Below are 23673 nucleotides of genomic sequence, written 5' to 3'. Positions count from 1 at the left end.
GTGCAGGGGGCGCAGCCGACGGACGTGTAGCCGTCCATCAGCAGCGGGTTGGTCAGCACGCCGTGTTCGGCGACGTACGCGTCCACGTCGTCCTGGGTCCAGCGGGCGATCGGTGAGATCTTGACCTTCTGGCGCTTCTCGTCCCAGCCGACGACGGGGGTGTTCGCCCGGGTCGGGGACTCGTCGCGGCGCAGCCCGGTCGCCCAGGCCGCGTACTTCGTCAGGCCCTGTTCCAGCGGCTGGACCTTGCGCAGTTTGCAGCACAGGTCGGGGTCGCGGTCGTGCAGCCTCGGACCGTACTCCGCGTCCTGCTCGGCGACCGTCTGGCGCGGGGTGAGGGTGATGACGTTGACGTCCATCACGGCCTCGACCGCGTCCCGGGTGCCGATGGTCTCCGGGAAGTGGTAGCCGGTGTCGAGGAAGACGACGTCCACGCCCTTCTGGACGCGGGACGCCAGGTGGGCCACCACCGCGTCCTCCATGGAGGAGGTCACGCAGAAGCCCTTGCCGAAGGTGTCCACCGCCCATTGGAGGATCTCCAGGGCGGAGGCGTCTTCGAGGTCGCGGCCGGCCTGCTCGGCCAGCGCCTTCAACTCGTCTGTGCTGCGGTCTTCCTGAGTCGTGGTCATATGTGTTCCCCTCCAGCTTCGGAGTGCTTCAGCCCCCGGGCGAGCAGCCCGAGGAACTTCAGCTGGAATGCGCGGTTGCACGCCGCGCATTCCCAGGCGCCGTGGCCCTCGTCGCTGGGACGCAGGTCCTCGTCGCCGCAGTAGGGGCAGTAGAAGGGGGCGGCCCGCTCGCTCATGAGAGGGCCTCCTCGTCGGCGCGGGACGCCCAGGTGGCGAACCGCTCGCCGTCCTCGCGCTCCGCCTGGAAACGCCTGAGCACCCGCTCGACGTAGTCCGGCAGTTCCTCCGAGGTCACCTTGAGACCGCGGACCTTGCGGCCGAAGCCGGCCTGAAGGCCCAGGGCACCGCCCAGGTGCACCTGGTAGCCCTCGACCTGCTCGCCCTGGTCGTTGAGGACCAGCTGGCCCTTGAGACCGATGTCCGCCACCTGGATACGGGCGCAGGCGTTCGGGCAGCCGTTGAGGTTGATGGTGAGCGGCTCGTCGAACTCGGGGAGCCGGCGCTCCAGCTCGTCGATCAGGGCGCTGCCGCGCTGCTTGGTCTCGACGATGGCGAGCTTGCAGTACTCGATGCCGGTGCAGGCCATGGTGCCGCGCCGGAACGGGGACGGCTTGGCGGTCAGGTCCAGCGCCTCCAGCGCCTCGACCAGCGACTCGACCTGGTCCTCGGTGACGTCGAGGACGATCATCTTCTGCTCGACGGTGGTGCGTACCCGGCCCGAGCCGTGCGCCTCGGCGAGGTCCGCGATCTTCGCCAGGGTGGCGCCGTCCACGCGGCCGACGCGCGGCGCGAACCCGACGTAGAAGTTGCCGTCCTGCTGCCGGTGCACGCCGACGTGGTCGCGCCAGCGGGACAGGGGCTCGGCGGGCGCGGGGCCGTCGACGAGCGCGCGCTTGAGGTACTCGTCCTGGAGCACCTGGCGGAACTTCTCCGGGCCCCAGTCGGCGACCAGGAACTTCAGGCGGGCGCGGGTGCGCAGCCGCCGGTAGCCGTAGTCCCGGAAGATGCCGACCACGCCGGCCCACACCTCGGGGACCTCCGCGAGCGGCACCCAGGCGCCGAGCCGGACGCCGATCTTCGGGTTGGTGGACAGGCCGCCGCCCACCCACAGGTCGAAGCCGGGGCCGTGCTCGGGGTGCTCGACACCGACGAACGCCACGTCGTTGATCTCGTGCACGACGTCGAGGAGCGGGGAGCCGGAGATCGCCGTCTTGAACTTGCGCGGCAGGTTGGAGAACTCCTTGCTGCCGATGTACCGCTCGTGGATCTCGTCGATCGCCCAGCTGCCGTCGATGATCTCGTCCTCGGCGATCCCGGCGACCGGCGAGCCGATCACGACACGCGGGCAGTCGCCGCACGCCTCGGTGGTGGACAGGCCGACCGCCTCGAGCCGGTTCCAGATCTCCGGGACGTCCTCGATGCGGATCCAGTGCAGCTGGATGTTCTGGCGGTCGGTGATGTCCGCGCTGCCCCGGGCGAACTCCTGTGAGATCTCGCCGATCACCCGCAGCTGCTGGGTGGTCAGCTTGCCGCCGTCGATCCGCACCCGCAGCATGAAGTACTTGTCGTCCAGCTCCTCCGGCTCCAGGACCGCGGTCTTGCCGCCGTCGATCCCGGGCTTGCGCTGGGTGTACAGACCCCACCAGCGCATGCGGCCGCGCAGGTCGTTGGGGTCGATCGAGTCGAAGCCGCGCTTGGAGTAGATCGTCTCAATGCGTGTCCGCACATTGAGACCGTCATCGTCCTTTTTGAACTGTTCGTTGCCGTTGAGCGGGGTGTAGTGACCCATAGCCCACTGACCCTCGCCGCGGTGACGGCTCACCTTGCGGCGGGGCGCGGAGGCGGCAGGGTTCTGCGGGGTGGCGGCCATGGTGGACGTCCTTCGGGACAGGCGGGAAGCGGCTCTGACCTGCGCGTACGGGCGCACGGGGAGGCCTGCGCGGCGCTGCGCAGGCCCGGGTGTCTGGGCGGGAGGGGCGGCGGTGCTGTGCTCTCAGCCCGCCGGACAGATGGCGCTGGACATGCGGCCGAGGTCGACGTGCCGCCGACTCACCAAGGCGATTCCAGTTCCAGACATGACGGAAGCGTGTCACGCGGATCTCTGGCCAGTCCACCATCGTCCGCGATTCGGACAAATCTATTCTGAATACTGAGACGAGGTGGTGTGCGTCACGCCCCGGCCGCGTTTACCGGGGGGTATCGGGATACGCCCCCGGCCACGGTCCCGGCGCCGGGACGTCCGGTGCCTCCTCGACCTTGGTGTCGAAGAGCGTGAAGCCGCGGCGCCGGTAGTTCGCCATCGCGTGCTCACCGTCCAGGCTGCAGGTGTGCAGCCACACCCGCTTCGTCGGCGGCCGCTCCACCCACCGCTCCGCCAGGTCCCAGGCCCGGGCGGCGCCGTACGAGAGCAGGTGGCCGCCGATCCGGCGGCCCCGGAAAGCCGGGAGCAGGCCGAAGTAGACGATCTCCACGACACCGTCGTCCTGCGGCTCCAGCTCGACGAAGCCCGCGGGGGTGCCGCGGTCGTGGGCCACCCAGGTCTCCACGCCCGGCCGCTCCAGGTGCTCCCGCCAGCGGGAGTGGCTCCACCCCAGCCGGTCGGTCCACCGGACGTCACCGCCGACCGAGGCGTACAGGAAACGGCTGAACTCGGGGGAGGGGACCTCGGCGCGCACGATCCTGACCCCGCCGCCCTCCGGGGCGGCGGCCGGGAGGAGGTCGGCGGGGGAGGTCTGCTCCAGGGACCAGGTGGTCACGACGACACTGCTGCTCATGGGGCCAGGCAATCATCCCGGCCCCGGACATGTCGATGCCCGCACCGGCACCGCGTCCTACGCGGCGACGCCGGCTAGCGCAGCGACGCGTCGATCGAGCGCAGCGGCGTCGAGAACAGCATGCGCTCGCTGACGGACCACACCTCGCCCGTGTCGGACGCGTACGACAGCGAACCGGTACCCGCGGCCCAGCAGCGGTGCGAGGCGTCCGACCCGCAGCGGCTGCCGTGCGCTCCGTCGGTGTCCTGGCGCCACAGGCTGCCGTGCCCGTCCATGGCGCCGGGCAGGTGGCCGACGTACCACTCGGAGCCGGTCGCGCCCGGCGGGCGGTACGACAGGACGCCCCGGATCTCGGAGGCACCCGTCCGGTACGCCTCGACCGCGTCCACCCGGCCGGCGGCGTCCGTGGCGAGCAGCCCCTCGCGCGCGGGGCTCTCGTCGAACGCGTACCGCCACAGCCGGGCCCGCCGGTCGCTGCCCGCGGTGGTCCACTCGCCGAGCACCAGGCTGTCCGGGGACGTCCCCCGGTCCACCGAGAGCGCGCTCGGACAGGGCGCGCCGTCCCCGGAACAGGCTCCGGCGGCGAAGCTGTACCAGCCCACGGCGGGCATCGCGTACCGGAACCCGTCGGCCGACCAGCCGCCCCGGACCCGGCCGACCGCGTCCGCCAGGACCGAGGCCCGCTGGATGCGGTTCAGGTCGTAGACGTAGAGCGCGTCGGCGCTGCCCAGGGTGGTGGTGACCAGCAGTTTGTTCTCGTACCAGGCCATCCCGGAGATCTGCGAGGTCAGCCCCCGGTAGGTGCTGCCGTCGGCGCTGGGCACGGTCAGCAGGACCCAGGCGTAGGTGGGGTGGGCCGGGTCGTTCGCGTCCACCACGGCGATCCGGGCCAGACCCCGGGAGGCGGCCGGGCCGGAAGTGGTGGAGTGCGTCCAGCCGGCGAGGACGACGCGGTTGGCGCCCCACAGGCCGTCGTCGTCCGCGTCGGACGAGGTGGTCACCGAGGCCGGACGCCAGTCGTCGGTGAGGGTGTCGGTGGGGTCCCAGCAGTACGCCTCGTCGGCCGCCGGCGTGACCGGCAGCGTGTCCCGGTCGCCGGAGTCGCAGTCGGGCGCCTCCCGCAGCGTGTGGTCGGCGTTCTGGAGTACGTCCGCGACCCCGACGGAGCCGCCCGCGGCCGAGGCGAGCCGGTCCAGTGAGCGCCGCGGCACCAGGTGCTCCCGGAGCCCCAACTGCGCGGTGCCGGCGGTGGAGGTCAGGGGCTTCAGCGCGCCGGGGTCCTCGGCGACCGTGGCCTGCGAGGCGCTGACGATCGTGGCGGTCGCGGTGAGCGCGAGCGCGGTCCCGGCCAGGGCGGCGCGCAGTGCCGCGCCCCGCCTGCGTCGCCGGTGTCTGCCGCGATGCTTCATGTCTCCTCCCGAGGCGGGCCAACTGCGCCGGATGGTCCGTACGTTGACCGAGGAGCAGGTGGGGAGGCCCGTACCGGGATGCTACGGCAGCCGGGGCCCCGGTATCTCGAAGACCTCGCAAATATGCGGAAGATACCTCCTGGGATGCTCTCAATGCGTCGAATGCGCCCTCCGTGAGCCGGTGTTCACCTCGACCGGTGGCCCGGGGTTCTGCCCTCCGTCACCGCCGGGGCGGTCGAGTCCGGCAGCAGGTTCCGGGGGTCGTCGGGGAACAGCACCTCGATCTGCGCGTCCTCGCGGAAGCGGTACGGACGGTGTTCGAGAAGCGCCCCCAGATACCGCCGTACCCGGGACATCTCCGCGCGTACGGTGACGGTCCGTGAGGCGTCCCCGAACACGTCCGCGGCGAGACCGGCCGCACTGCGCCCCGCGCGCCGTACGGCCAGCAGGAAAAGCAACTCCGCGTGCCGCGGGCTCAGTTCACGGGTCCAGGAGCCCGCGCCGCCGCCCACCGTCAGCGCGGGCCGGCGCGGCCGGCTCAGGTCGAGCACGAGCCGCCCGCCGTCCGCAGGCACCGGCTCGTCCACCGTCCGCAGCAACCAGCCCCCGGCCAGCGGCTCCACCGAACACAGCCCGAGCGCGGGCAGCCGGCGGCGGCCCGGGGACAGGGACTTGGGCAGCGCGAGCCGCCGCGGACACGGCATCCCGGTGACCGCGGCCGTCCAGCCGTCGGTGTCCACCACCAGCGCCCGCCCCGCCAGCCGGGCCAGCACCGGGGCCGCGACCGCCCGCAGCCGCTCCAGGGCGTCCAGATGCACCTCCCGCAGCCTGGCCTCCGCGAGTCTCGCCACCGAGGCCACCCAGGCCAGGGTCGCCGGATGCATGGTCTCCAACGGGCCGCTGACATCCACCACCCCGAGCAGCGTGCCGTCCCGGGGATCGGTGATCGGGGCGCCCGAACAGGTCCAGGAGGCGTGCGAGCGCACGAAGTGCTCGGCGGCGAACACCTGCACGGGCCTGCGCACCACCGCCGGGGTGCCCACTCCGTTGGTACCGACGACGTCTTCGCGCCAGTCGGCGCCGAGTTCGAAGCCCAGCCCGTCCGCCTTGCGCAGCACCTGCGAGGAACCCTCACGCCACAGCACCCGGCCGTCGGCGTCGGCCACCACCATGATGTGCTGGGCGACGTCCGCGACCGAAAGCAGCCCCTCGCGCAGGACCGGCAGTACGTCCCTGAGGGGTGACTCCTCCCGTCTGCGCCGGACCTCGTCGGCCGACAGCAGCCCCGAGCGGAAGTCGTGGTCGGGGTCGACACCGCTGCGCAGCATCCGCCCCCAGGACTGCTCGATCACCGGCCGGGGCGCGATCCGTCCACGGTGTCCGGCGAGTCTGGCCTCACGGACCTCGCGCAGTACCCGAGCAGCCTGTGCCGCGTCCTTCGCGGCGAGTCGGGCCACGTCCATCGGCGGGTTCCCCACTGAGGTCCTCCCGGACAGTCCTCGGAAAAGGCATGGAAGAGTCTTGTCAAGCCGTCCGGGCGGCGGTTTCCGGTCCGGCTGCGCGTCTCATACTGCCGTTTTCCGGTGCCGGAGGCACACGGTCCGCGCACAGTCACCGACAGGTTGCAACCCCTTGCAACCCTGGTGAACGAGCCGGGGGTGGCCGAAAATTGGGCCGACGCCACGGCGTCGTCGGCCTGACATGGGCCGAAGTGGGGGTGGTGCCGTGTCGGCGCAGCACCACCCCCACCCCTCCCCGGCGGGACGTGGAAGGCCCCCTCACCCGGGGATGCGCACCCGGGCCCGGTCCACCAGGGCCGCCAGGTCCAGGCCCGCCGGGAGGGTGCCGAAGGTCGAACCCCAGTCGTTGCCCAGTCGCGAGGCGCAGAAGGCGTCCGCCACCTCGGCCGGTGCGAAGCGGACCAGCAACGAACCCTGGAGCACCGTCGCCAGCCGTTCCACGAGCCGCCTGGCCCGCGTCTGCGCGCCCTCCAGGTCGGCCAGTTCGGCGAACAGGTCCTTGACCGCCCGGTCCAGGCGGTGGTCGGCGCCGTGGGCGCGGCCGATCTCCTGCAGACAGGCGTCCAGGGCGCCCGGCTCGCGGTGCAGCGCACGCAGGACGTCCAGCGCCTGGATGTTCCCGGCGCCCTCCCAGACGGCGTTGAGCGGCGACTCGCGCACCAGCCGGGGCAGCCCCGACTCCTCCACGTAGCCGTTGCCGCCCAGGCACTCGGCCGCCTCCACCACGACCGGCGCGCAGCGCTTGGTCACCCAGTACTTGGCGGCCGGCAACGCCAGCCGCAGCAGGGCCCGTTCCGCCTCGCCCCCGTCGTCGTAGGCGGCGGCCAGCCGCAGCGCCAGCGCGGTCGCGGCCTCCGACTCGACGGCGAGGTCGGCCAGCACGTTGCGCATCAGCGGCTGGTCGGCCAGTTTCGCGCCGAACGCCTCGCGGTGCGTGCAGTGGTGCACGGCCTGCGCCACCGCCTGCCGCATCAGCCCCGCCGAGCCCAGCACGCAGTCCAGCCGGGTCGCGGCGACCATCTCGATGATGGTCGGCACCCCGCGCCCCTCCTCGCCCACCCGCCGCGCCCAGGTCCCGTCGAACTCGACCTCGGCCGACGCGTTGGACCGGTTGCCGAGCTTGTCCTTGAGCCTCTGGAGAAGGAAGACGTTCCTGGAGCCGTCCGCCAGGACGCGGGGCGCCAGGAAACAGGTGAGGCCGCCCGGCGCCTGGGCCAGCACCAGGAAGCCGTCCGACATCGGCGCCGAACAGAACCACTTGTGCCCGGAGAGGGTGTACGTCCCGGACTCCGCGAGCGGGACGGCGGCGGTCGTGTTCGCGCGTACGTCGCTGCCGCCCTGCTTCTCCGTCATGCCCATGCCGAACAGGGCGCCGGCCTTCCGCCCGGCGGGCCGCAGCTCGCGGTCGTAGATCATCGACGTCAGCAGCGGCTCCCACGCGGCGGCCAGCTCCGGGTCGGTGCGCAGCACGGGCACCGCCGCGTTCGTCATCGACAGCGGACAGCAGTTGCCGGCCTCCACCTGCGTCCAGACCAGGAACGCGGCGGCGCGCCGGACGTGCCCGGCCGGCCGTACGAAGCCGGTGGTCAGGCCCGCGCCCACCCCTTTGCCGAGCATCCGGTGCCAGGCCGGATGGAACTCGACCTCGTCGACTCGGTGCCCGTAGCGGTCATGGGTGCGCAGCCGGGGCGGGTGCTCGTTCGCCTGGGCCCCCCACTCCTGCACCTGCGCCGAGCCGGCCGAGGAGCCGATGCCCGACAGCTCGGAGCGCACCTCGTCGAGCAGCTCGGGGGCGGTGTGCCGCGCGACGGCCTCGACGAGGGCGTGGTCGGCGCTGAACAGGTCGTACCCGACCAGCGGGGGCGGCTGGTTGGTCACGGTGTGGGTGGTGGTGCCTGCCATGTCTGCGAACCTACCCGGGCCGACGGCGGTGGTCTCCAGCGTGACACAGCGACTTCCCCGGTCGCACCGGATGATCCCGCTCCGGGCCGGTCGGTTCCCGGCGCGGTCCGGAAGGACCCGGTCAGGGCCCCCGGAAGATGAGTGGCGACCCGGACGGCGGATACCGTTAGGGCGTGCAGCCAGCAAGCGATACCCCCGAGCGGCCCTCCGGCCGGCTCCACCGGGCCAGAGCCCTTTACCGGAACGTCTCCAAGCGCAGGACGACCTGGCTGCTGCTCAAGGACACCGTCAATTCCTGCATGGAGTACCGCATCCTCGGGCTCGCCGCCGAGGCCGCCTTCTTCACCCTGCTGTCCGTGCCGCCGCTGCTGCTCAGCCTCATCGGACTGCTCGGCTACGTCGACGACTGGACCGGCGCCCACACCATCGCCAGCCTGGAGAACAACCTCCTCGACGCCTCCCGCACGGTCCTGTCCGACAAGGGTGTCAAGGAGATCGCGGAGCCGATCCTGCACGACGTGGTCCAGGGCGGCCGCCCCGACGTGATCTCCATCGGCTTCCTGTTCGCCCTGTGGTCGGGCTCCCGCGCGGTGAACGTCTTCATAGACACGATCACCGTGATGTACGGCCTCGACGGCGTCCGCGGCATCGTGAAGACGCGGATCGTCTCCTTCCTGCTCTTCATCGCCGCCCTGCTGATCGGATCGGTGGCGCTGCCGCTGATGGTGGCCGGGCCGGACGCGGTGGTCCGGATCGTGCCGTGGTCGGAGACGGTCGTGCAGGTCCTGTACTGGCCGGTGGTGATCGTCCTCTCCATCGTCTTCCTGACCACGCTGTACCACGTCTCCGTGCCGGTCCGCTCCCCGTGGATCGAGGACGTGCCCGGCGCCCTGGTCGCCCTCGCCATGTGGGTCCTCGGCAGCTTCCTGCTGCGGATCTACCTCACCCACACCATCGAGGGCGCCACGATCTACGGCTCGCTCGCCGCGTCCGTCGCCGTGCTGCTGTGGATCGGTGTGTCGGCCTTCGCGGTGCTGGTCGGCGCCGCCGTGAACGCCGCCATCGACCGGGTCTGGCCGGCCGCCGCGACGGCCGCCGCCCGCGCCGCCAACGAACGCCTGCGGGAGGCCCAGGTCGCCGAGTACGTCGCCCGTGCGACCGCGGCGGCGCGCGAGGGCGGGGCCGACGACCCCGACGACCCCGACATGCCGTCGGAGTTCCCGGAGCGGTGGTCGCGGTTCCTGCCGCCGGAGGACGTCACGGCGCGGCTGCGCGCGCACGTGAAGAGCAGCCATCCGCCGCACAAGCGGGAGGGATGAGAGCCGGAGGCGGGGCGGGTTCGCCGCGGGCCGCGGGCCCGGTGGGGGGCTGGTCGCGCAGTTCCTCCCCCAGCCTTCGGCCGGGGGGACCCCCAGCGCCCCTGAAGGGGCGCGTCTACCCTGAGGTCTGTGTACAGGGAACGGGCGTCCCGGCTGGCCGGTGCGGTCGTCTGGGTGAACGCCCCGGACGAGGGCGGCGCGGGACGGGTGCTGCCCGACGGGTGCATGGATCTGCTGTGGAACGAGGGGCGGCTGCTCGTCGCCGGGCCCGACACGTCCGCGTACGTCCCCGAGGGGGCCGTCGGCGCCTGGGCCGGCCTGCGCTTCGCTCCCGGGGCCGCGCCCGCCTTTCTCGGCCTGCCCGCCTACGAACTGCTCGACCAGCGCGTCGAGCTGAGCGAGCTCTGGCCCGCTTCGGACGTACGGAGGCTGCGGGACCGGGTTGCCCGCACCGCCGATCCCGGCCGCGCGCTGGAGGAGATCGCCCTCGAAGGCGCGGCGCCCGCCGACCCGGTGCTCGTGCGGCTCGTCCAAGCGCTGGACGCGGGGTGGCCGGTGGCCGCCGTCGCCGACGAACTGGCTCTGGGAGAACGCCAGTTGCACCGCCGCAGCCGGGCCGCCTTCGGCTACGGCCCCAAGACGCTGGCGAGGGTGCTGCGGATGCAGCGCGCCCTCGCGCTCGCCCGGGCCGGGGTGCCGCTCGCCGAGGCCGCCGTCCGGGCCGGGTACGCGGACCAGCCTCATCTCTCCCGCGAGGTGCGGGCGTTGGCGGGCGTGCCGGTGACCCGGCTAATGCGGTAGCGGGGCGAACAGGTCGACGCCGTTTCCGTCGGGGTCGTGCACCGTGGCGTACCGCTGGCCCCAGAAGGCGTCCCAGGGCTTGAGCTCGCCGTGGTACCCGGCGCCGACCAGGTCCTCGTACACCGCGTCCACCTCGGCGGGTGAGCCGCAGCGGAAGGCGAGCCCCACCCGGCCGCCCGCGGCCGGCGGCTGCCAGGCCGGGTGGAAGGAGCGGACGGTCTCCTCCGTGTCCAGGGCGAGGGTGAGGCCGCCCGGCAACTCGGCCTCGACATGGGGCTGTTCCTCGGCTCCGGGCGGGAAGTCCAGGCCGAGACGGCGGTAGAAGGCGAGGGACGCGGACAGGTCGGAGACGACCAGGCCGAGCACGGCGAATCGTGGAGTCATGCGGTCACCGTAGGCGGCCGGCCCGGCGCCGGTCTTGAACGGATCGGACCTGTGCCGTGCTTCCAGGGGCGCCCGGAAAACCCCGTGCCTGGGGAACAGCTGTGCGGCACGATGGGCCCATGATCCGTGCCGTGCGCACCCTGCCGCCGCTCCTGCTCGCGGTCGCCCTGCTCGCCGGCTGCGGCACCGAGAAGGCCGGGTCCGGTGCCTCGGGACCGCCCGCCGGCCCGGCCGAGCTCAGCGCCAGGGCCAAGGCCTTGGGCATCGCCCCCGAGCTGGTCTACGTCACCGACGCTCCCGGGTTCACCCTCGCCCGGCAGTCCGTCGGCGTGCAGGGCGACGACGGCTTCTCCGCCGCGTACACGGACAGCACCGGCGCCGTCATCCACCTCTACACCGACCGGCCGCAACACGCCGGGCACCACCGGTACGAGGTGGTGAAGAAGGAGTGCGTGGTGTGGCTGGAAGGCGAGGGCGAGGTCTCCGCGGCCGTCCTCGGTAAGGCCCTGCACGCGGTCCACCGGCCCGCCGCCGGCGAACTCGACGCCCTGCTGCCCACCCCCGACCCGGCCTTCACCGACGGCGAGCCGGTGCGACGCGGCGACCTGCCGACCAACGGGGACGGCGGACCTCCCGACAACACCGTGCCGACGCCCGGGCTCTGAGGGCGAATTCCGGGGTCCGGTCCACCCGTACGGACGTCCCGCTGCGCCGCACGGGCCCGCCAGTGACGTTTCTCCGGTGAACCCGCTCCGCCATTGGGGTGAGTAAAGGTCGCGCACGGAGATAGTCACGTGTGTATCTAGAGATGCTCTTGTCTTGGCAAAGGGCGTTGAGACGCGGAGGCCGTCCGAGCCGCCGCGCCACCCACAGGAGGAGCCGGATCTTGACTTACGGGAAGAAGCTGCGCGAGCAGATCGCCGGGCCGGGCACCACCCCGCTGATCGGCGTGTACGACATGTACTCGGCGTCGATCGCGGCCAAGCACTACGACGGGATGTTCGTCTCCGGCTTCGGCTTCGCCGCCTCGTACTACGGCCTGCCGGACATCGGATTCATCGCCTGGCCCGACATGGTGGCCTTCGTCCAGCGGCTGCGGGGCGCGTTCCCGCGCCATCATCTCCTCGTCGACATCGACGACGGGTACGTCGACCCCGAGGTCGCCTGCCACGTCGTGGAGGGCCTGGAGCGGATCGGTGCCTCCGGGGTGATCCTGGAGGACCAGAAGCGGCCCCGCCGCTGCGGGCACGCCGACGGCAAGCAGGTGCTGCCGCTGGAGGAGTACCTGGAGAAACTGGAGCGGGTCCTTCAGACCCGTCAGGACCTGGTCGTCGTGGCCCGTACGGACGCCACCGACGAGCACGACATCCTGCACCGCGCGGAGCGGCTCGCCGCCACGGACGCCGACGTGATCCTCGTGGACGGGGTGCGCAGCGAGGAGTGGATCCGCCGCATCCGCAAGGTCGTCGGCGACAAACCGCTGCTCTTCAACCAGATCGCGGGCGGCAAGTCGCCCCGGCTCTCGCTGACCGAGCTGGACGAGCTCGGTGTGGACATCGCGATCTACTCCACACCGTGTCTGTTCGCCGCGCACGAGGCGATGGACACGGCGCTCGGCGACCTGAAGGCGGCGGACGGCCGGCTGCCCCAGGTGGACGCGGACGGCGGGGTCGGCGTCAAGGTGTCCACGACGCTGCTGGAGCGCAACATCGCCCGTGAACGCCTCGACGAGCCCGAGCCCGAGCCCGAGCCCGAGGGCGTGGGCGTGTGACGGCTGCGGGGCCGGTGCTGCGGGCGGCCGCGGTGGCCGCCGTCGCGCTGCTGGCCGGGGCCGCGGCCCCGGCCCACGCGGGCGACAGCCTGATCACGGTGATCGACAACTCGCACGCGGACTCCATCCTCGAGGTGGACCGCACGGCGAACGTGCAGGCCGGCAGAGGCACGGCCGGCAGCGATCACGACGGCAGCGCCGTGGACGCCATCCAGGCGATGCTCGGCGAGCCCGTCACGCACGACGACTGAGCAGCGCACGCCGCAGGGTGCGGCAGCGCACCCCGGAGGGCGGCCGGACCGGGTCCGGCCGCCCTCGCCGGGCCGGGGTGCTCAGTCCTCGCCGAGGTCGGGGCGGCCGTTCTCGTCCAGTTCCACGTCCTCCTTGGGATCGTGCTCGTCGTGCGGGGCGGCCACCGTGGTGGTGTGCGGACGGGCCGGGGCGACCGTCCGGGTCGTGGCGTGGGCGGTGCCCAACGCGGTGGTCAGGGCGGCTGCGGTCAGAGCACCGGCCGCCGCGGTACGCGGGGTGAGTTTCATGCCCCCGAAACGATCTTGACGACGGAGCGGTCACCGTCGTACGGCCGAACGGGCCGGTGGGGCCGCCGTGCTCGCCCGCTCCACCAGCCGTGTCGACAGCTCCGTCCGGGTGCCCTCAGGGCGGTCCCCCTGCATCATCCGCACCAGCAGCCGCAGCGCCGTCGCCGCCATCTCCGCCAGCGGCTGGCGGACCGTGGTCAGGGCCGGAGCCGCCCACCGCGCCTCGGGCAGGTCGTCGAAACCGACCACGCTGATGTCGTCCGGCACCCGCAGCCCGCGTTCGGCCAGCGCCGAGTACGCCCCGAGCGCCATCCGGTCCGAGCAGGCGAACACGGCGGTCGGCGGCTCCGCCAGGTCGAGCAGTTCGTGCATACGGTGCCGGGCCGTGCCCTCGTCGAAGCCCGCGTGCCGGACGTACTCGCCGCGGTGGCGCAGTCCCGCCGAGGCGAGTGCCGAGCGGTAGCCGGCCACCCGGGCGCTGCCGCACATCTTGCGCCGGCTGCCGGCGATCACCGCGATCCGCTCGTGGCCGAGGGCGAGCAGGTGCTCGGTCGCGGTCACGCCCCCCTGCCAGTTCGCCGCCCCGACCGAGACCGTCCCCGACGGGGGCTCGTGGACGGGGTCGATCAGTACGTAAGGGATGCGGTGGTGGTCCAGCCAGGCGTACTGGGCCCGGGTCAGCTCGGCCAGGTTGAACAGGACGCCCGAGGAACCGCGTGCGGTGAGCTTGTCCAGCCAGTCGCGCTCCGGGCGGCCGGCCCGGGTCCGGGTCAGCCCTGCCGAGACGACGATCTCCAGACCGGCCTCGTACGCCGCCTCCTCCACCCCGTGCAGCACCGCGCCCGACCACGAACTGTCCAGCGAGTGCACGACCAGGTCGATCAGGGCGGGGGACTTCGTCGCGTCGAAGCGCGGCCTGCGGACGTAGCCGAGCCGTTCGAGTGCCTCGGTGACCCGGCGGCGGGTCTCGGGGGCCACGTCGTCCCGCCCGTTGACCACCTTCGAGGCGGTCGGTACGGAGACGCCCGCCTCGCGGGCCACCACCGCCAGGGTCGGACCGGCCGCCGCCATGCTCGTACTCCCGGTACGGACCATGGGGAACCCGCCTCTCCGGCCCGCCGTTGGGCCAACGAAAGTAACGAAAGTTGCGACCAACGCTGCTTCCGCGGTCTGCGTGCAAGCCGTGTAGTAAGCGCTTCCTACGATAGGTGCGCGTCCACACGACGTGAAGACCTGGGAAATCGCCGGATCGTTACGGACGTAACTTTCGAAACTTCGAACAAGTGGGAGGCCGGATTATTCGGGTATGCAGGTGACTCGGAAATCGGTGAAGTCCGCGGTGAAGGATGCGTCTACGAGGTCTACGGCGTGGATTGCCGCCATTGCGCCGGTGAAGCGGAGGTGCGGGCCGTGGTCGTCGGAGAGTCGGGCGAAGTCGAGGGGCGGGCCGACGGGGTGGCGGGAGCGGTCGGATCCGTACCAGAACCGGGCTTGAGCGCCGTGCACCGTGACGCCGAGGGTGAGGGGGGTGTCCGCGCCGACCTCGACGACCGCCGGTGTGCGGGTGTCCGACAGGTCGCGGGTGGTGAGGGCCAGGACGGTGCGGCCGGTGCCCTGCCACTGCTGGCCGCGCTGGGGTTCGCCCGGCGGTTCCGCCCAGGTGAGGTCCAGGGCGTGGTAGGCCGAGGTGTTGTACCAGAGGAGCAGGCCCGCGGACTGGGTGAAGGTGGTGGGGGTCGCCCGGAGGGTCACCTGGGCTTCTGCGTGGTGTTCGGTGATGCGGTGCGCGAGGAGCGTGTGGGACCAGAGGGAGTCGGGGCCGTGGTGGCCGCGGAGGAGGAGGTGGCCGGGGCGGGAGACGGGGTCGATCCTGGACGGGTCGGGTGAGGAGCGGAGGGTGTAGTAGTGCCTGTGCGCGGGCTGGTGGGGGCTGGTCGCGCCCACGCGGCGGTAGCCGCATGTCGGATGCGGCCCCGCGCCCCCTGGGGGGCGCTCGCCCTGACGTGTCTCGACAGCCACCGCCGGACGGACGTCCCCGTGCCGGAGTCTCGGCCAGCCGTCCGCGTCCCAGGTCACCGCCTGGATCGCGGTCTCCCGGCCGAGGGGGCACCTTGGGCCCTCCGGTGTGCTCAGTGGGCGTGCCGTCAGGTGACTCAGGTACCACTCGCCCTCCGGTGTCTCCACCAACTCCGCGTGTCCCGCCTTCTGCAGCGGCCACTCGGGGTCCTCCCGTGCGGTCAGCAGCGGTCGTTCGTCGAGTTCGTACGGGCCCGTGAGGTTCCGGCTCCGGGCCACCCGCACCCCGTGCTCGAAACCCGTCCCGCCCTCCGCGAGGACCAGGACGTACCAGCCGTCGTGCTTCAGCAGCTTCGGGCCCTCGATCAGACGGTCGTGCTGGAGGAGGAGGTGAGTGGTGCCGACGGGGGCGAGTGTCCTTCGGTCCAGTTCCGTGGCGACGATGCCCGCGAAGCGGTCGCCGCCGGGGCGGTGGTCGTTCTGGAGGTTGAGGAGCCAGACGCGGCCGTTCTCGTGGTACAGCGCGGGGTCGAAGCCGTGGCTCGGGACGCGGCGCGGTGGAGCCCAGGGGCCGCTCACCTCCGGGGCCGTACTGACGTAGGTGTCCTGGTCGAAGTAGGGGGTGCCGACCGAGCGGACGATCGAGTACACCACCCAGAAGCGCGCGCCGTCCCAGCTGAGGGAGGGTGCCCAGATGCCGCCCGAGTCGGGGACGCCGGCCAGGCTGCCCCCGGGGGCGGCGCCCTCGACATGGCCCGCGTACTCCCAGTGGGCCAGGTCGCGCGAACGGTGGATCGGGATCGTCGGGAACCACTCGAAGGAACTGTTCGCCACGTAGTACCAGTCGCCGGCGCGGACCAGGGACGGGTCGGGGGCGAAGCCGCGGATCACCGGGTTGTGCAGGACGGTCACTTGAGCGCTCCCAGGGTGACGCCGGTACGCCAGTAGCGGCGCATCGCGATCATCATGATCGCCATCGGGACGATGGACAGGAGCGCGCCCGTGAGGACCAGGCCGGTCAGGTCCACACCCGACTCCAGGCGTTTGCCGGACCAGTTGTACAGGCCCAGGTTCAGGGTCCAGTTCTGTTCGCCGCGCAGCACCGTGAGGGGGAGGAAGAACGCGTTCCAGGTGTTGACGAAGGCCAGCAGGAAGACCGTCGCGCCGCCGGTCGTCATCATGCGCAGGACGATGGCGAAGAAGATGCGCACCTCGCCCGCTCCGTCGAGGCGGGCCGCCTCGAGGAGTTCGTACGGGACCGTCGCCTCGGTGTAGACCTTCGCCAGGTAGACGCTGAACGGGTTGATCAGACAGGGGATCAGCATCGCCCAGGGGGTGTCCACCAGGCCGATCTTCGAGAACAGCAGGTACAGCGGAAGGGTGAGCAGGGCGATCGGCACCAGGAAGGAGCCGACCACGCAGGCGAAGACGAGGCCGTGGCCCGGGAACCGGAAGCGGGCCAGTCCGTAGCCGGTGGCGAGGGCGATCAGGGTGCCGCCGAGGGAGCCGACTCCCGCGTAGAGGAAGGAGTTGGCCGTCCAGCGCAGGAAGATGCCGTCCTCGTAGGTGAACAGCTGGTGCAGGTTGCTCCAGAGGTGCCAGCCCGAGAACCAGAGCCCGTTGCTCTGGTAGAGGGCGGTGCGGTCCTTCGTCGCGGCGACCAGCAGCCACCAGACCGGGAAGAGGCTGTAGGCGCTCGCGAGGACCAGGCCGACGAGGAGGAAGCGCTGACCGCCTCGGGAACGGGTCGCGGGATCCGGCTTGTTGATGCGCCGCACCGGGTTCGTCCGCTGCCGTTCCTCGGTGAGTGCCATCAGTCGGCCTCCTTGGCGGTGAGCCGGTAGAAGAGGAAGGAGGCGACGCCGAGGATCAGCGCGAGCAGGACCGACAGGGCCGCCGCGTAGTGGTAGTTGCCCGCGTTGAAGGCCTGGTTGTAGATCACCATGATCGGGGTGAAGCTGTCGCTCACCGTCTGGGGCGTGACGTTGCGGAACAGGGCGGGCTCGTTGAAGATCTGGAGCATCTGGATGATCGACAGCATGCCGGTGAGGACCAGCGCGCCCCGGACGTGGGGGACCTTGATGCTCAGGGCGATCCGGGGCTCGGAGGCGCCGTCCAGCCGGGCCGCCTCGAAGAGCTCGCGCGGCACGCCCTGGAGCGCCGTGTAGATGATGACCATGTTGTAGCCGATGCCGTGCCAGGTGAGCAGGTTGCCGATGGACGGCCACACCATCGACGGCGCGAAGAAGTTCCAGGTGAGTCCGAACGCCTTGCCCAGCGGGGTGAGGGGGCCGACGTCGGGGCTGTAGAGGTTGATCCAGACGATTGCCGCGACCACACCGGGGATCATGTACGGCACCAGCAGCAGCACCCGGAAGCGGCCGGCCACCCGGGACGTCAGGGCGTCCAGGAAGAGCGCCAGGAGCAGGCTGATCAGGAGCATGACCGGGATCTGCACGCAGGCGAACAGCAGGACGCGCAAGACCGAGTCGAGGAACGCCGGGTCGGTGAGGCCCTGCCGGTAGTTGGCGAGGCCGGAGAACTCGTCCGTGGTGCCGCCGAGGCCCAGTCCGGAGGAGTGCGAGCGGTAGAGGGACTCGTAGACCGCGTAGCCGATCGGGACCAGGTAGAGGAAGACGAAGCCGAGCTGGAAGGGCACCGTGAAGGCGGCGCCCTTCCAGCGCTGGGAGCGGACCATCCGTGCCGCCTCAGCCCTTGACGCTGATGCCGCGGGACTTCAGGTCGTCGACCGTCCACTGCTGCATGTGGGCGAGGAGGTCGGTGACCTTCTGCTGCTTGCTGACCACCTTCGCCCAGCCGCTCTGCAACTCGGTGAACATGGCGGTCCAGTCGGGGCCGAAGGTCCAGTCCGTGGTGACCGTGTCCAGACTGTCGGTGACGACCTTCTTCGCCGGTTCGTAGTGGGAACCGAGGAGCTTCTGGGAGATCGCCTCGTCGACGTAGGCGCCGCTGTCGGCCAGTGCGGGCATCACGCCGTTGCCGGTGGTCGGGCTGGCCATCGTCTTCACCGCGCCGGTGTTCGTGGACATCCACAACGCGGCCTCGGCGGCCTGCTGCTGGTGGGTGCACTGCTTGGTGACGAGGGTGACGCTGCCGGTGAGGTTGGTGCCGGCCGGGGTCCTGGCGGTCTCGCCGGTGAAGGCCGGCCAGGGGGAGAGGGCCCACTTGCCGAAGGACTTGGTGAAGTTCTGCACCATGCCGGCCATCTGCCAGGTGGAGATCTGCCGGGTCGCGGTACCGCCGTCGTCGTAGTTGCGCTGGACGGCCGCGTAGTCGGCGAACGACAGCTTGGAGTCGAGGTCGTTGTCGATGACCTGCTGGACCACGGCGGCGGCCTTCAGGGTGCCCGGGTCCTGGAAGTCCACCTTCCAGGAGTCGCCGTCGATCGCGTACCAGTGGGCGCCCGCCTGCATGGCGAGGACTTCGAGCAGGTGGCCGGGGCCGCCGCACAGCCCGCCGGGTCGGTCTCCGTGGTCTCCAAGGGCGCCGACCCCAGCGGCAACGGCGACTCCACCCAGGCCTTCCGGGACGCCATTTCCGCAGCCCAGGGCGGCACGGTGTGGATCCCGCCGGGCGACTACAGGCTGACGTCCTCCCTCAGCGGCGTACAGAACGTGACCCTGCAGGGCGCGGGCAGCTGGTACTCGGTGGTGCACACCTCACGGTTCATCGACCAGTCGAGCTCCTCCGGAAGCGTCCACATCAAGGACTTCGCGGTGTTCGGGGAGGTCACCGAACGCGTCGACTCCAACCCGGACAACTTCGTCAACGGGTCCCTGGGGCCGAACAGCTCGGTGTCCGGTATGTGGATCCAGCACCTCAAGTGCGGATTCTGGCTGACGGGCGACAACGACAACCTGGTCGTCGAGAACAACCGCGTCCTCGACACCACCGCCGACGGCCTCAACCTCAACGGCACCGCCCACGGCGTCCAGGTCCGCAACAACTTCCTGCGCAACCAGGGCGACGACGCGCTCGCCATGTGGTCGCTGTACTCGCCCGACACCGACTCCGCCTTCACGAACAACACCGTCTCCCAGCCGAACCTCGCCAACGGCATCGCGATCTACGGCGGCACGGACATCACCGTCAGGAACAACCTGGTCTCCGACACCAACGCCCTCGGCAGCGGCATCGCCATCTCCAACCAGAAGTTCCTCGACCCGTTCAGCCCACTGGCCGGCAGCATCACGGTCGACGGCAACACCCTCGTCCGCACGGGCGCGATGAACCCCAACTGGAACCACCCCATGGGCGCGCTGCGCGTCGACTCCTACGACAGCGCCGTCAACGCCACCGTCGACATCACCAACACCACGATCACCGACAGTCCGTACAGCGCCTTCGAGTTCGTCTCCGGCGGCGGGCAGGGCTACCCGGTCCGGAACGTCACCGTGGCCGGGGCGACCGTCCGCAACACCGGTACGGTGGTGGTCCAGGCCGAGGCCCAGGGTGCCGCGACCTTCCGCGACGTGACGGCCACCGGCGTCGGCGCGGCCGGTGTCTACAACTGCCCCTACCCGGCCGGTTCCGGGACCTTCGGGCTCACCGACGGCGGCGGCAACTCCGGCTGGCCCGGCACCTGGTCGGACTGCTCGACCTGGCCGACGCCCGGACAGGGCAACCCCGACCCGGACCCGGCCCGCAACCTCGCCAAGGGCCACCCCGCGACGGCCACCGGCTCGCAGGACGTCTACACCCCCGGCAAGGCGGTCGACGGCGACGCGAACAGCTACTGGGAGTCGACCAACCACGCCTTCCCGCAGTCACTGACCGTCGACCTCGGCTCCTCCTACGCGGTCCGCCGGCTGGTCCTGAAACTCCCCCCGCAGGCCGCCTGGAACGCGCGTACCCAGACCGTCACCGTGCTCGGCAGTACCGACGGCTCGACCTACTCGACCGTGGTGGGCGCGACGGGCTACCGCTTCGACCCGGCGACCGGCAACACCGTCACCGTGGCCCTGCCGGGCACCACCGCCCTGCGCTGGCTCCGACTGACCGTCAGCGCCAACGACGGCTGGCCCGCCGGCCAGTTCAGCGAGGTGGAGGCGTACCTGACCGCGTGACCGCCGCCTTTCCGGGAACCCCGCGCCCGGCCGCCCGGACCTGCTCGCGCACTCGGGTCCGCCGTTCGGCCGAGCGCGGGGCGACCCGGGTGGCACAACCCCGGCCCGCGCGTCCCCGCAACGCTGTGGACACCTGCGGCCGCGGTGTCACAGATCGAGCACCAGGCGCTCACCCCGGCACCGCGAGACACAGATCAGCATCGTCTCCCCGGCCGCCCGCTCCTGCTCGGTGAGCACCGAGTCCCGGTGGTCCGGGGTGCCTTCGAGGACGTCCGTCTCACAGGTGCCGCAGGTGCCCTCGGTGCAGGAGAAGAGCACCTCGACGCCGGCGCCCCGGACGGTGTCGAGCACCGAGACACCCGGCAGCACGGTGACGCTACGACCGCTCTGCGCGAGGACGACCTCGAACTCCCGCTCCTCACCCGCCACCTGCTCCTTCGGCCGGAACCGCTCGACCCGCAGCACGCTGGCCGGGCAGCGCTCCTCCACCGCGTCCAGCAGCGGCCCAGGGCCGCAGCAGTACACGAGGGTGTCTTCCGGAACGTCGTCCAGCACCGCGCCGAGGTCGAGCAGTCCGGTCTCGTCCTGCGGGGCGACGGTGACCCGGGTGTCGCCGTACCGGGCCAACTCCCCGGTGAACGCCATGGACTGGCGTGTCCTGCCGCCGTACAGCAGCGTCCACTCGGCGCCCGCGGCCTCGGCGGCGGCGAGCATCGGCAGGATCGGGGTGATGCCGATGCCGCCCGCGACGAACCGGTAGCGCGGCGCCGGCTCGAGCCGGAAGTGGTTGCGGGGCCCGCGCACCCACACCTTGTCGCCGACGCGCAACTGCTCGTGGACGAAGGCGGACCCGCCCCGCCCGTCCGGTTCCCGCAGTACCGCGATCCGCCACCCGGTACGGTCACCGGGATCCCCGCAGAGCGAGAACTGCCGCTCCAGATCCGGCCCGAGGACCACGTCGAGATGCGCTCCCGCCTCCCAGCCGGGAAGGTTCTCGCCAAGAGGGTGCCGAAGGGTGAGGGCGACGACGCCGTCCGCCGCCGACGCCCTTTCGCTGACGACGAGTTCGGCTTCGTACAGGCTCATGCGGTGCGCTCCGGGGGCTGGTGTCCTTCGGGGTGGCCGAGCATCCACTCCCACATCTCGACCGGGTCCTGGGCGGTGTGCTCGGCCCCGCAGTGACAGGTGCCGTGCAGCACGTCGGTGCCCGGCAGCCAGTCGATGCGGTAGACCTCGCCGGTCGGCGTGCTCACAGGACCTTCTCCACGGGCTTGTCGCCCTCCTCGACCAGCCGGGCGAGGATGCGGCGGGCGGCGAGGCCGCCGGTGTCGATGTTGATGCTCAGCTCCTGGTAGCCGGCGCGCTCCGAACCCAGCGTCCGCTGAAGGAGGTTGAGGGCGTCCACGTCCTGCATGACCACCGTGTGGTTGTTGCCGCGCAGGAACTCGGTGACCTCGGCGTCGTCGGTCGCCCAGTCCCGGGAGACCATCCAGAAGTCGTACACCTTGCCGTCCGCGGACGGGGTGATCGCGTAGGTGATCTCGGTGTGGAAGCCGTTCGGGTCGCTGCCGTCGGCCTCCGGCACCACGCCGACCGGGGCGATCCGGCTGTGCAGCAGGTACAGGCACGGCGCGTGGTACTCGATGTCCTGCCAGCGCGTGATCCGGCCCTTGATCCCCGTCGAACGGGCGTAGAACGGAGGGCACTCGGCGTCGTCCATGTGCCGGCTGACCCGTACGATCCCGGCACCCTCGTCGACCTCGGTGGTGATCGGCGTCTCGGCGACCTCGGGGGTTCCTATGTAACCGCCGTGCAGATAGGTCTCGTGGGAGAGGTCGAGGAGGTTGTCGACGAGCAGGCCGTAGTCGGCGTCGATCGGCTCCATGCCGCGGACGGTCGTCCAGCCGGGGGAGTCGAGGTGACGGGCGCGCGGGATGGTGTCCGCGTCGGCGAGCGCCGGGTCGCCGATCCACACCCACACCAGCGAGTCCTGCTCGACCACCGGGTAGGAGGCGACCCTTGCGGTGCGCGGGATGCGCTTCTGCCCCGGCACGTACACGCACGCGCCGGTCCGGTCGTAGGTGAACCCGTGGTACCCGCACACGATCCGGTCACCGTCGAGTCCGCTCTCCGACAGCGGGTAACGCCGGTGCACGCAGCGGTCGCTGAGGGCCACCGGCGTGCCGTCCTCCTCGGCCCGGTAGAACACGAGCGGCTCCCCGAGAATCGTCCGCCCGAACAACTCCCGCCCGACCTCGTGACTGTAGGCGGCGACGTACCACTGGTTCCTGGCGAAGGCGGTGATGTGCGGCATGGCTGCGGCTCCCGTCGTTGGGTGGTGGCGACATCGTCCGGAAGGGCGTCACTGCGCCGCAATACCTCTTCCGCCTCACGGAAGCAGATAGGTAAAAGGCCTGTTCAGGGTATGTAGTCCCCCGTGGGGTTGAGTCGGGATGAGCTCGGGCCAACACGCGGCACTGTGTCTGCATCGCTGGGCTGCGTGTCCGCTCCAGGGCTGTCGACTTACGAAGTTGATCCCAATTAGGGCTCTCGTGGTGATTAAGACCGTGTCCTACGTGGTGAGGCGGACGAGTCGTTTGTAGCAGCAGATGGCGGCGGCGAGGCCGAGAAAGGCCAGGTAGTTGCGGGGATTGCGTTCGTAGCGTGGGCTGAGTCGACGGTAGCCGGACAGCCACGACATGGTGCGTTCGATCACCCACCTGCGGCGGCCCAATCGTTCGCTGGACTCGATGCCTTTGCGTGCGATCCGGACTCCGATGCGTTTGCCGCGTAACCATTTCCGCAGGTCGGTGCGGTCGTAAGCTTTGTCCGCGTGGAGGCGCTGGGGCTTGAAGTGGCGGCCGCGGTGGGGGTCGTGTCTCGTTTGGTGACCCTCGACCATGGGCTTCAGCCCTTCGCTGTCGTGGGTGTTGCCGGCCGAGACGCCGACGAGAAGAGGCAGTCCGTTCGCGTCCGACAGGACGTGCATCTTGGAACTCGGCTTACCGCGGTCCACGGGGCTCGGACCTGTGTGTTCGCCCCCTTTTTAGCGCGGACATGGGCGGTGTCGAGGACGACGCGGGTGACGTCGAGGAGGCCGGCGTCGTCGAGCCGGTGCAGCACTGCCTCGTGGAGGCGGCCCCAGACGCCGGCTCTCGACCAGATCAGGAAGCGGCGGTGAGCCGTCGACTTCGATATGCCGAAGCAGGGCGGCAGATGGCGCCAGGCGCAGCCACTGGCCAGGACGTAGATGATGGCCGCGAACAGCGTCTCATCAGGGGTGTCCTGCGTTCCGCCGCCTTGCGGCCGCACCCTCGACGGCGGGATCAACGGCTTCGCGATCTCCCACAGCCCGTCCGGAACAATCCAGCTCCATGTACCCCGCCCCATGACCAAACCAACGACCGCCTCACCACGTAGGACACGGTCTACTGATCTTTTCGTAAGTTCGGTGGGTGTGGTGGGTGGATGGTCAGGCCGGTGTGGGCGAGGAATGACCAGGGCAGTTGTGGGTTGGTGTTG

The 23673-nt window shown here is 71.2% G+C and carries 23 protein-coding genes and 2 pseudogenes; 6 read left to right on the top strand and 19 right to left on the bottom strand.

Annotation, left to right across the window (positions count from 1 at the left end):
* The 8 genes from ABZ646_RS14205 to ABZ646_RS14170 all read right to left on the bottom strand — a co-directional run.
* A partial coding sequence (locus ABZ646_RS14205) for a phosphoadenylyl-sulfate reductase (RefSeq protein WP_360517591.1) occupies positions 1 to 629 on the bottom strand: 629 nt, incomplete at its 3' end.
* Positions 626 to 805, bottom strand: coding sequence for a hypothetical protein (locus ABZ646_RS14200; RefSeq protein ID WP_132890059.1), 180 nt, complete (start codon positions 803 to 805; stop codon positions 626 to 628). The genes ABZ646_RS14205 and ABZ646_RS14200, both read right to left, overlap by 4 nt.
* The gene (locus tag ABZ646_RS14195) at positions 802 to 2499 is read right to left on the bottom strand and encodes a nitrite/sulfite reductase (RefSeq protein WP_360517589.1); all 1698 of its coding nucleotides are present in this window, start codon (positions 2497 to 2499) and stop codon (positions 802 to 804) included. The genes ABZ646_RS14200 and ABZ646_RS14195 overlap by 4 nt, the downstream gene beginning before the upstream one ends.
* 123 nt (positions 2500 to 2622) lie before the next feature.
* The gene (locus ABZ646_RS14190) at positions 2623 to 2706 is read right to left on the bottom strand and encodes a putative leader peptide (RefSeq protein WP_309500612.1); all 84 of its coding nucleotides are present in this window, start codon (positions 2704 to 2706) and stop codon (positions 2623 to 2625) included.
* Positions 2707 to 2815: 109 nt separating this feature from the next.
* Complete coding sequence (locus ABZ646_RS14185; protein WP_360517586.1) at positions 2816 to 3403, bottom strand: GNAT family N-acetyltransferase; 588 nt, start codon at positions 3401 to 3403, stop codon at positions 2816 to 2818.
* Between the two features lie 74 nt (positions 3404 to 3477).
* On the bottom strand, positions 3478 to 4812 hold the full coding sequence (locus ABZ646_RS14180) for a hypothetical protein (RefSeq protein ID WP_360517583.1): 1335 nt from the start codon (positions 4810 to 4812) through the stop codon (positions 3478 to 3480).
* 185 nt (positions 4813 to 4997) lie between these two features.
* Positions 4998 to 6275 carry a GAF domain-containing protein gene (locus ABZ646_RS14175; protein ID WP_360517580.1) on the bottom strand — a complete coding sequence of 426 codons (1278 nt, stop codon included), beginning with the start codon at positions 6273 to 6275 and terminating at the stop codon, positions 4998 to 5000.
* Between the two features lie 315 nt (positions 6276 to 6590).
* A complete protein-coding gene (locus tag ABZ646_RS14170; RefSeq protein WP_360517577.1) occupies positions 6591 to 8234 on the bottom strand; it encodes an acyl-CoA dehydrogenase family protein in 1644 nt (547 codons plus the stop codon).
* A gap of 173 nt (positions 8235 to 8407) precedes the next feature.
* On the opposite strand from ABZ646_RS14170, the gene ABZ646_RS14165 reads away from it, so the two are divergent.
* Positions 8408 to 9553: a YihY/virulence factor BrkB family protein gene (locus ABZ646_RS14165; protein WP_360517574.1), complete on the top strand. Its 1146-nt coding sequence runs from the start codon at positions 8408 to 8410 to the stop codon at positions 9551 to 9553.
* A 129-nt stretch (positions 9554 to 9682) separates the two neighbouring features.
* On the top strand, positions 9683 to 10354 hold the full coding sequence (locus tag ABZ646_RS14160) for a helix-turn-helix transcriptional regulator (RefSeq protein ID WP_360517571.1): 672 nt from the start codon (positions 9683 to 9685) through the stop codon (positions 10352 to 10354).
* Here the strand turns inward: ABZ646_RS14160 and ABZ646_RS14155 are convergent.
* Positions 10343 to 10738 (bottom strand): VOC family protein, encoded by a 396-nt coding sequence (locus ABZ646_RS14155; RefSeq protein WP_360517568.1) that lies wholly within the window; start codon positions 10736 to 10738, stop codon positions 10343 to 10345. The genes ABZ646_RS14160 and ABZ646_RS14155 overlap by 12 nt on opposite strands.
* Before the next feature lie 119 nt (positions 10739 to 10857).
* Here ABZ646_RS14155 and ABZ646_RS14150 point away from each other — a divergent pair, with 119 nt between their 5' ends.
* From ABZ646_RS14150 to ABZ646_RS14140, 3 genes are all read left to right on the top strand, one after another.
* Entirely contained in the window at positions 10858 to 11403 is a 546-nt protein-coding gene (locus tag ABZ646_RS14150; protein WP_360517565.1) for a membrane lipoprotein, read from the top strand.
* Between the two features lie 221 nt (positions 11404 to 11624).
* Positions 11625 to 12509, top strand: coding sequence for an isocitrate lyase/PEP mutase family protein (locus tag ABZ646_RS14145; RefSeq protein ID WP_360517562.1), 885 nt, complete (start codon positions 11625 to 11627; stop codon positions 12507 to 12509).
* A complete protein-coding gene (locus ABZ646_RS14140) occupies positions 12506 to 12760 on the top strand; it encodes a hypothetical protein (protein WP_360517559.1) in 255 nt (84 codons plus the stop codon). Before ABZ646_RS14145 ends, ABZ646_RS14140 begins: the two co-directional genes overlap by 4 nt.
* 81 nt (positions 12761 to 12841) lie before the next feature.
* On the opposite strand, the gene ABZ646_RS14135 is transcribed toward ABZ646_RS14140, so the two are convergent.
* The 6 genes and pseudogenes from ABZ646_RS14135 to ABZ646_RS14110 form a co-directional block, all read right to left on the bottom strand.
* The gene (locus ABZ646_RS14135) at positions 12842 to 13048 is read right to left on the bottom strand and encodes a hypothetical protein (protein WP_360517557.1); all 207 of its coding nucleotides are present in this window, start codon (positions 13046 to 13048) and stop codon (positions 12842 to 12844) included.
* 30 nt (positions 13049 to 13078) lie between these two features.
* Complete coding sequence (locus tag ABZ646_RS14130; protein WP_360517554.1) at positions 13079 to 14143, bottom strand: substrate-binding domain-containing protein; 1065 nt, start codon at positions 14141 to 14143, stop codon at positions 13079 to 13081.
* Positions 14144 to 14344: 201 nt separating this feature from the next.
* Complete coding sequence (locus ABZ646_RS14125; protein ID WP_360517551.1) at positions 14345 to 15976, bottom strand: family 43 glycosylhydrolase; 1632 nt, start codon at positions 15974 to 15976, stop codon at positions 14345 to 14347.
* The gene (locus ABZ646_RS14120) at positions 15973 to 16878 is read right to left on the bottom strand and encodes a carbohydrate ABC transporter permease (RefSeq protein ID WP_360517548.1); all 906 of its coding nucleotides are present in this window, start codon (positions 16876 to 16878) and stop codon (positions 15973 to 15975) included. The genes ABZ646_RS14125 and ABZ646_RS14120 overlap by 4 nt, the downstream gene beginning before the upstream one ends.
* Positions 16878 to 17762 carry a sugar ABC transporter permease gene (locus ABZ646_RS14115; RefSeq protein WP_360517545.1) on the bottom strand — a complete coding sequence of 295 codons (885 nt, stop codon included), beginning with the start codon at positions 17760 to 17762 and terminating at the stop codon, positions 16878 to 16880. Before ABZ646_RS14115 ends, ABZ646_RS14120 begins: the two co-directional genes overlap by 1 nt.
* A gap of 10 nt (positions 17763 to 17772) precedes the next feature.
* Positions 17773 to 18513: pseudogene (locus ABZ646_RS14110) on the bottom strand (ABC transporter substrate-binding protein); the annotation flags it as partial.
* Between ABZ646_RS14110 and ABZ646_RS14105 the strand changes: the two are divergent.
* Positions 18505 to 20151 (top strand): annotated as a pseudogene (locus ABZ646_RS14105) (discoidin domain-containing protein); the annotation flags it as partial. The pseudogenes ABZ646_RS14110 and ABZ646_RS14105 overlap by 9 nt on opposite strands.
* 147 nt (positions 20152 to 20298) lie before the next feature.
* On the opposite strand, the gene ABZ646_RS14100 reads toward ABZ646_RS14105, so the two are convergent.
* The 4 genes from ABZ646_RS14100 to ABZ646_RS14085 form a co-directional block, all read right to left on the bottom strand.
* Positions 20299 to 21237, bottom strand: a complete 939-nt coding sequence (locus tag ABZ646_RS14100; protein ID WP_360517542.1) for a PDR/VanB family oxidoreductase — start codon at positions 21235 to 21237, stop codon at positions 20299 to 20301.
* Positions 21234 to 21404 carry a hypothetical protein gene (locus ABZ646_RS14095; RefSeq protein WP_165939260.1) on the bottom strand — a complete coding sequence of 57 codons (171 nt, stop codon included), beginning with the start codon at positions 21402 to 21404 and terminating at the stop codon, positions 21234 to 21236. The genes ABZ646_RS14100 and ABZ646_RS14095 overlap by 4 nt, the downstream gene beginning before the upstream one ends.
* Positions 21401 to 22465, bottom strand: a complete 1065-nt coding sequence (locus ABZ646_RS14090; protein WP_360517539.1) for an aromatic ring-hydroxylating dioxygenase subunit alpha — start codon at positions 22463 to 22465, stop codon at positions 21401 to 21403. Before ABZ646_RS14090 ends, ABZ646_RS14095 begins: the two co-directional genes overlap by 4 nt.
* A gap of 258 nt (positions 22466 to 22723) precedes the next feature.
* Positions 22724 to 23541, bottom strand: a protein-coding gene (locus ABZ646_RS14085) for an IS5 family transposase (RefSeq protein ID WP_360517594.1) whose coding sequence is annotated in 2 segments (ribosomal slippage) — positions 22724 to 23199 and positions 23199 to 23541 — 819 coding nt in all. Because the reading frame shifts where the segments join, the coding sequence is not laid out codon by codon here.
* Positions 23542 to 23673 lie beyond the last annotated feature (132 nt).

This window comes from Streptomyces sp. NPDC007162, from assembly GCF_040634175.1.
Lineage (GTDB): Bacteria > Actinomycetota > Actinomycetes > Streptomycetales > Streptomycetaceae > Streptomyces.
The sequence above is the reverse complement of the archived record's forward strand: the minus strand, read 5'-3'. Positions and strand labels throughout refer to the sequence as shown.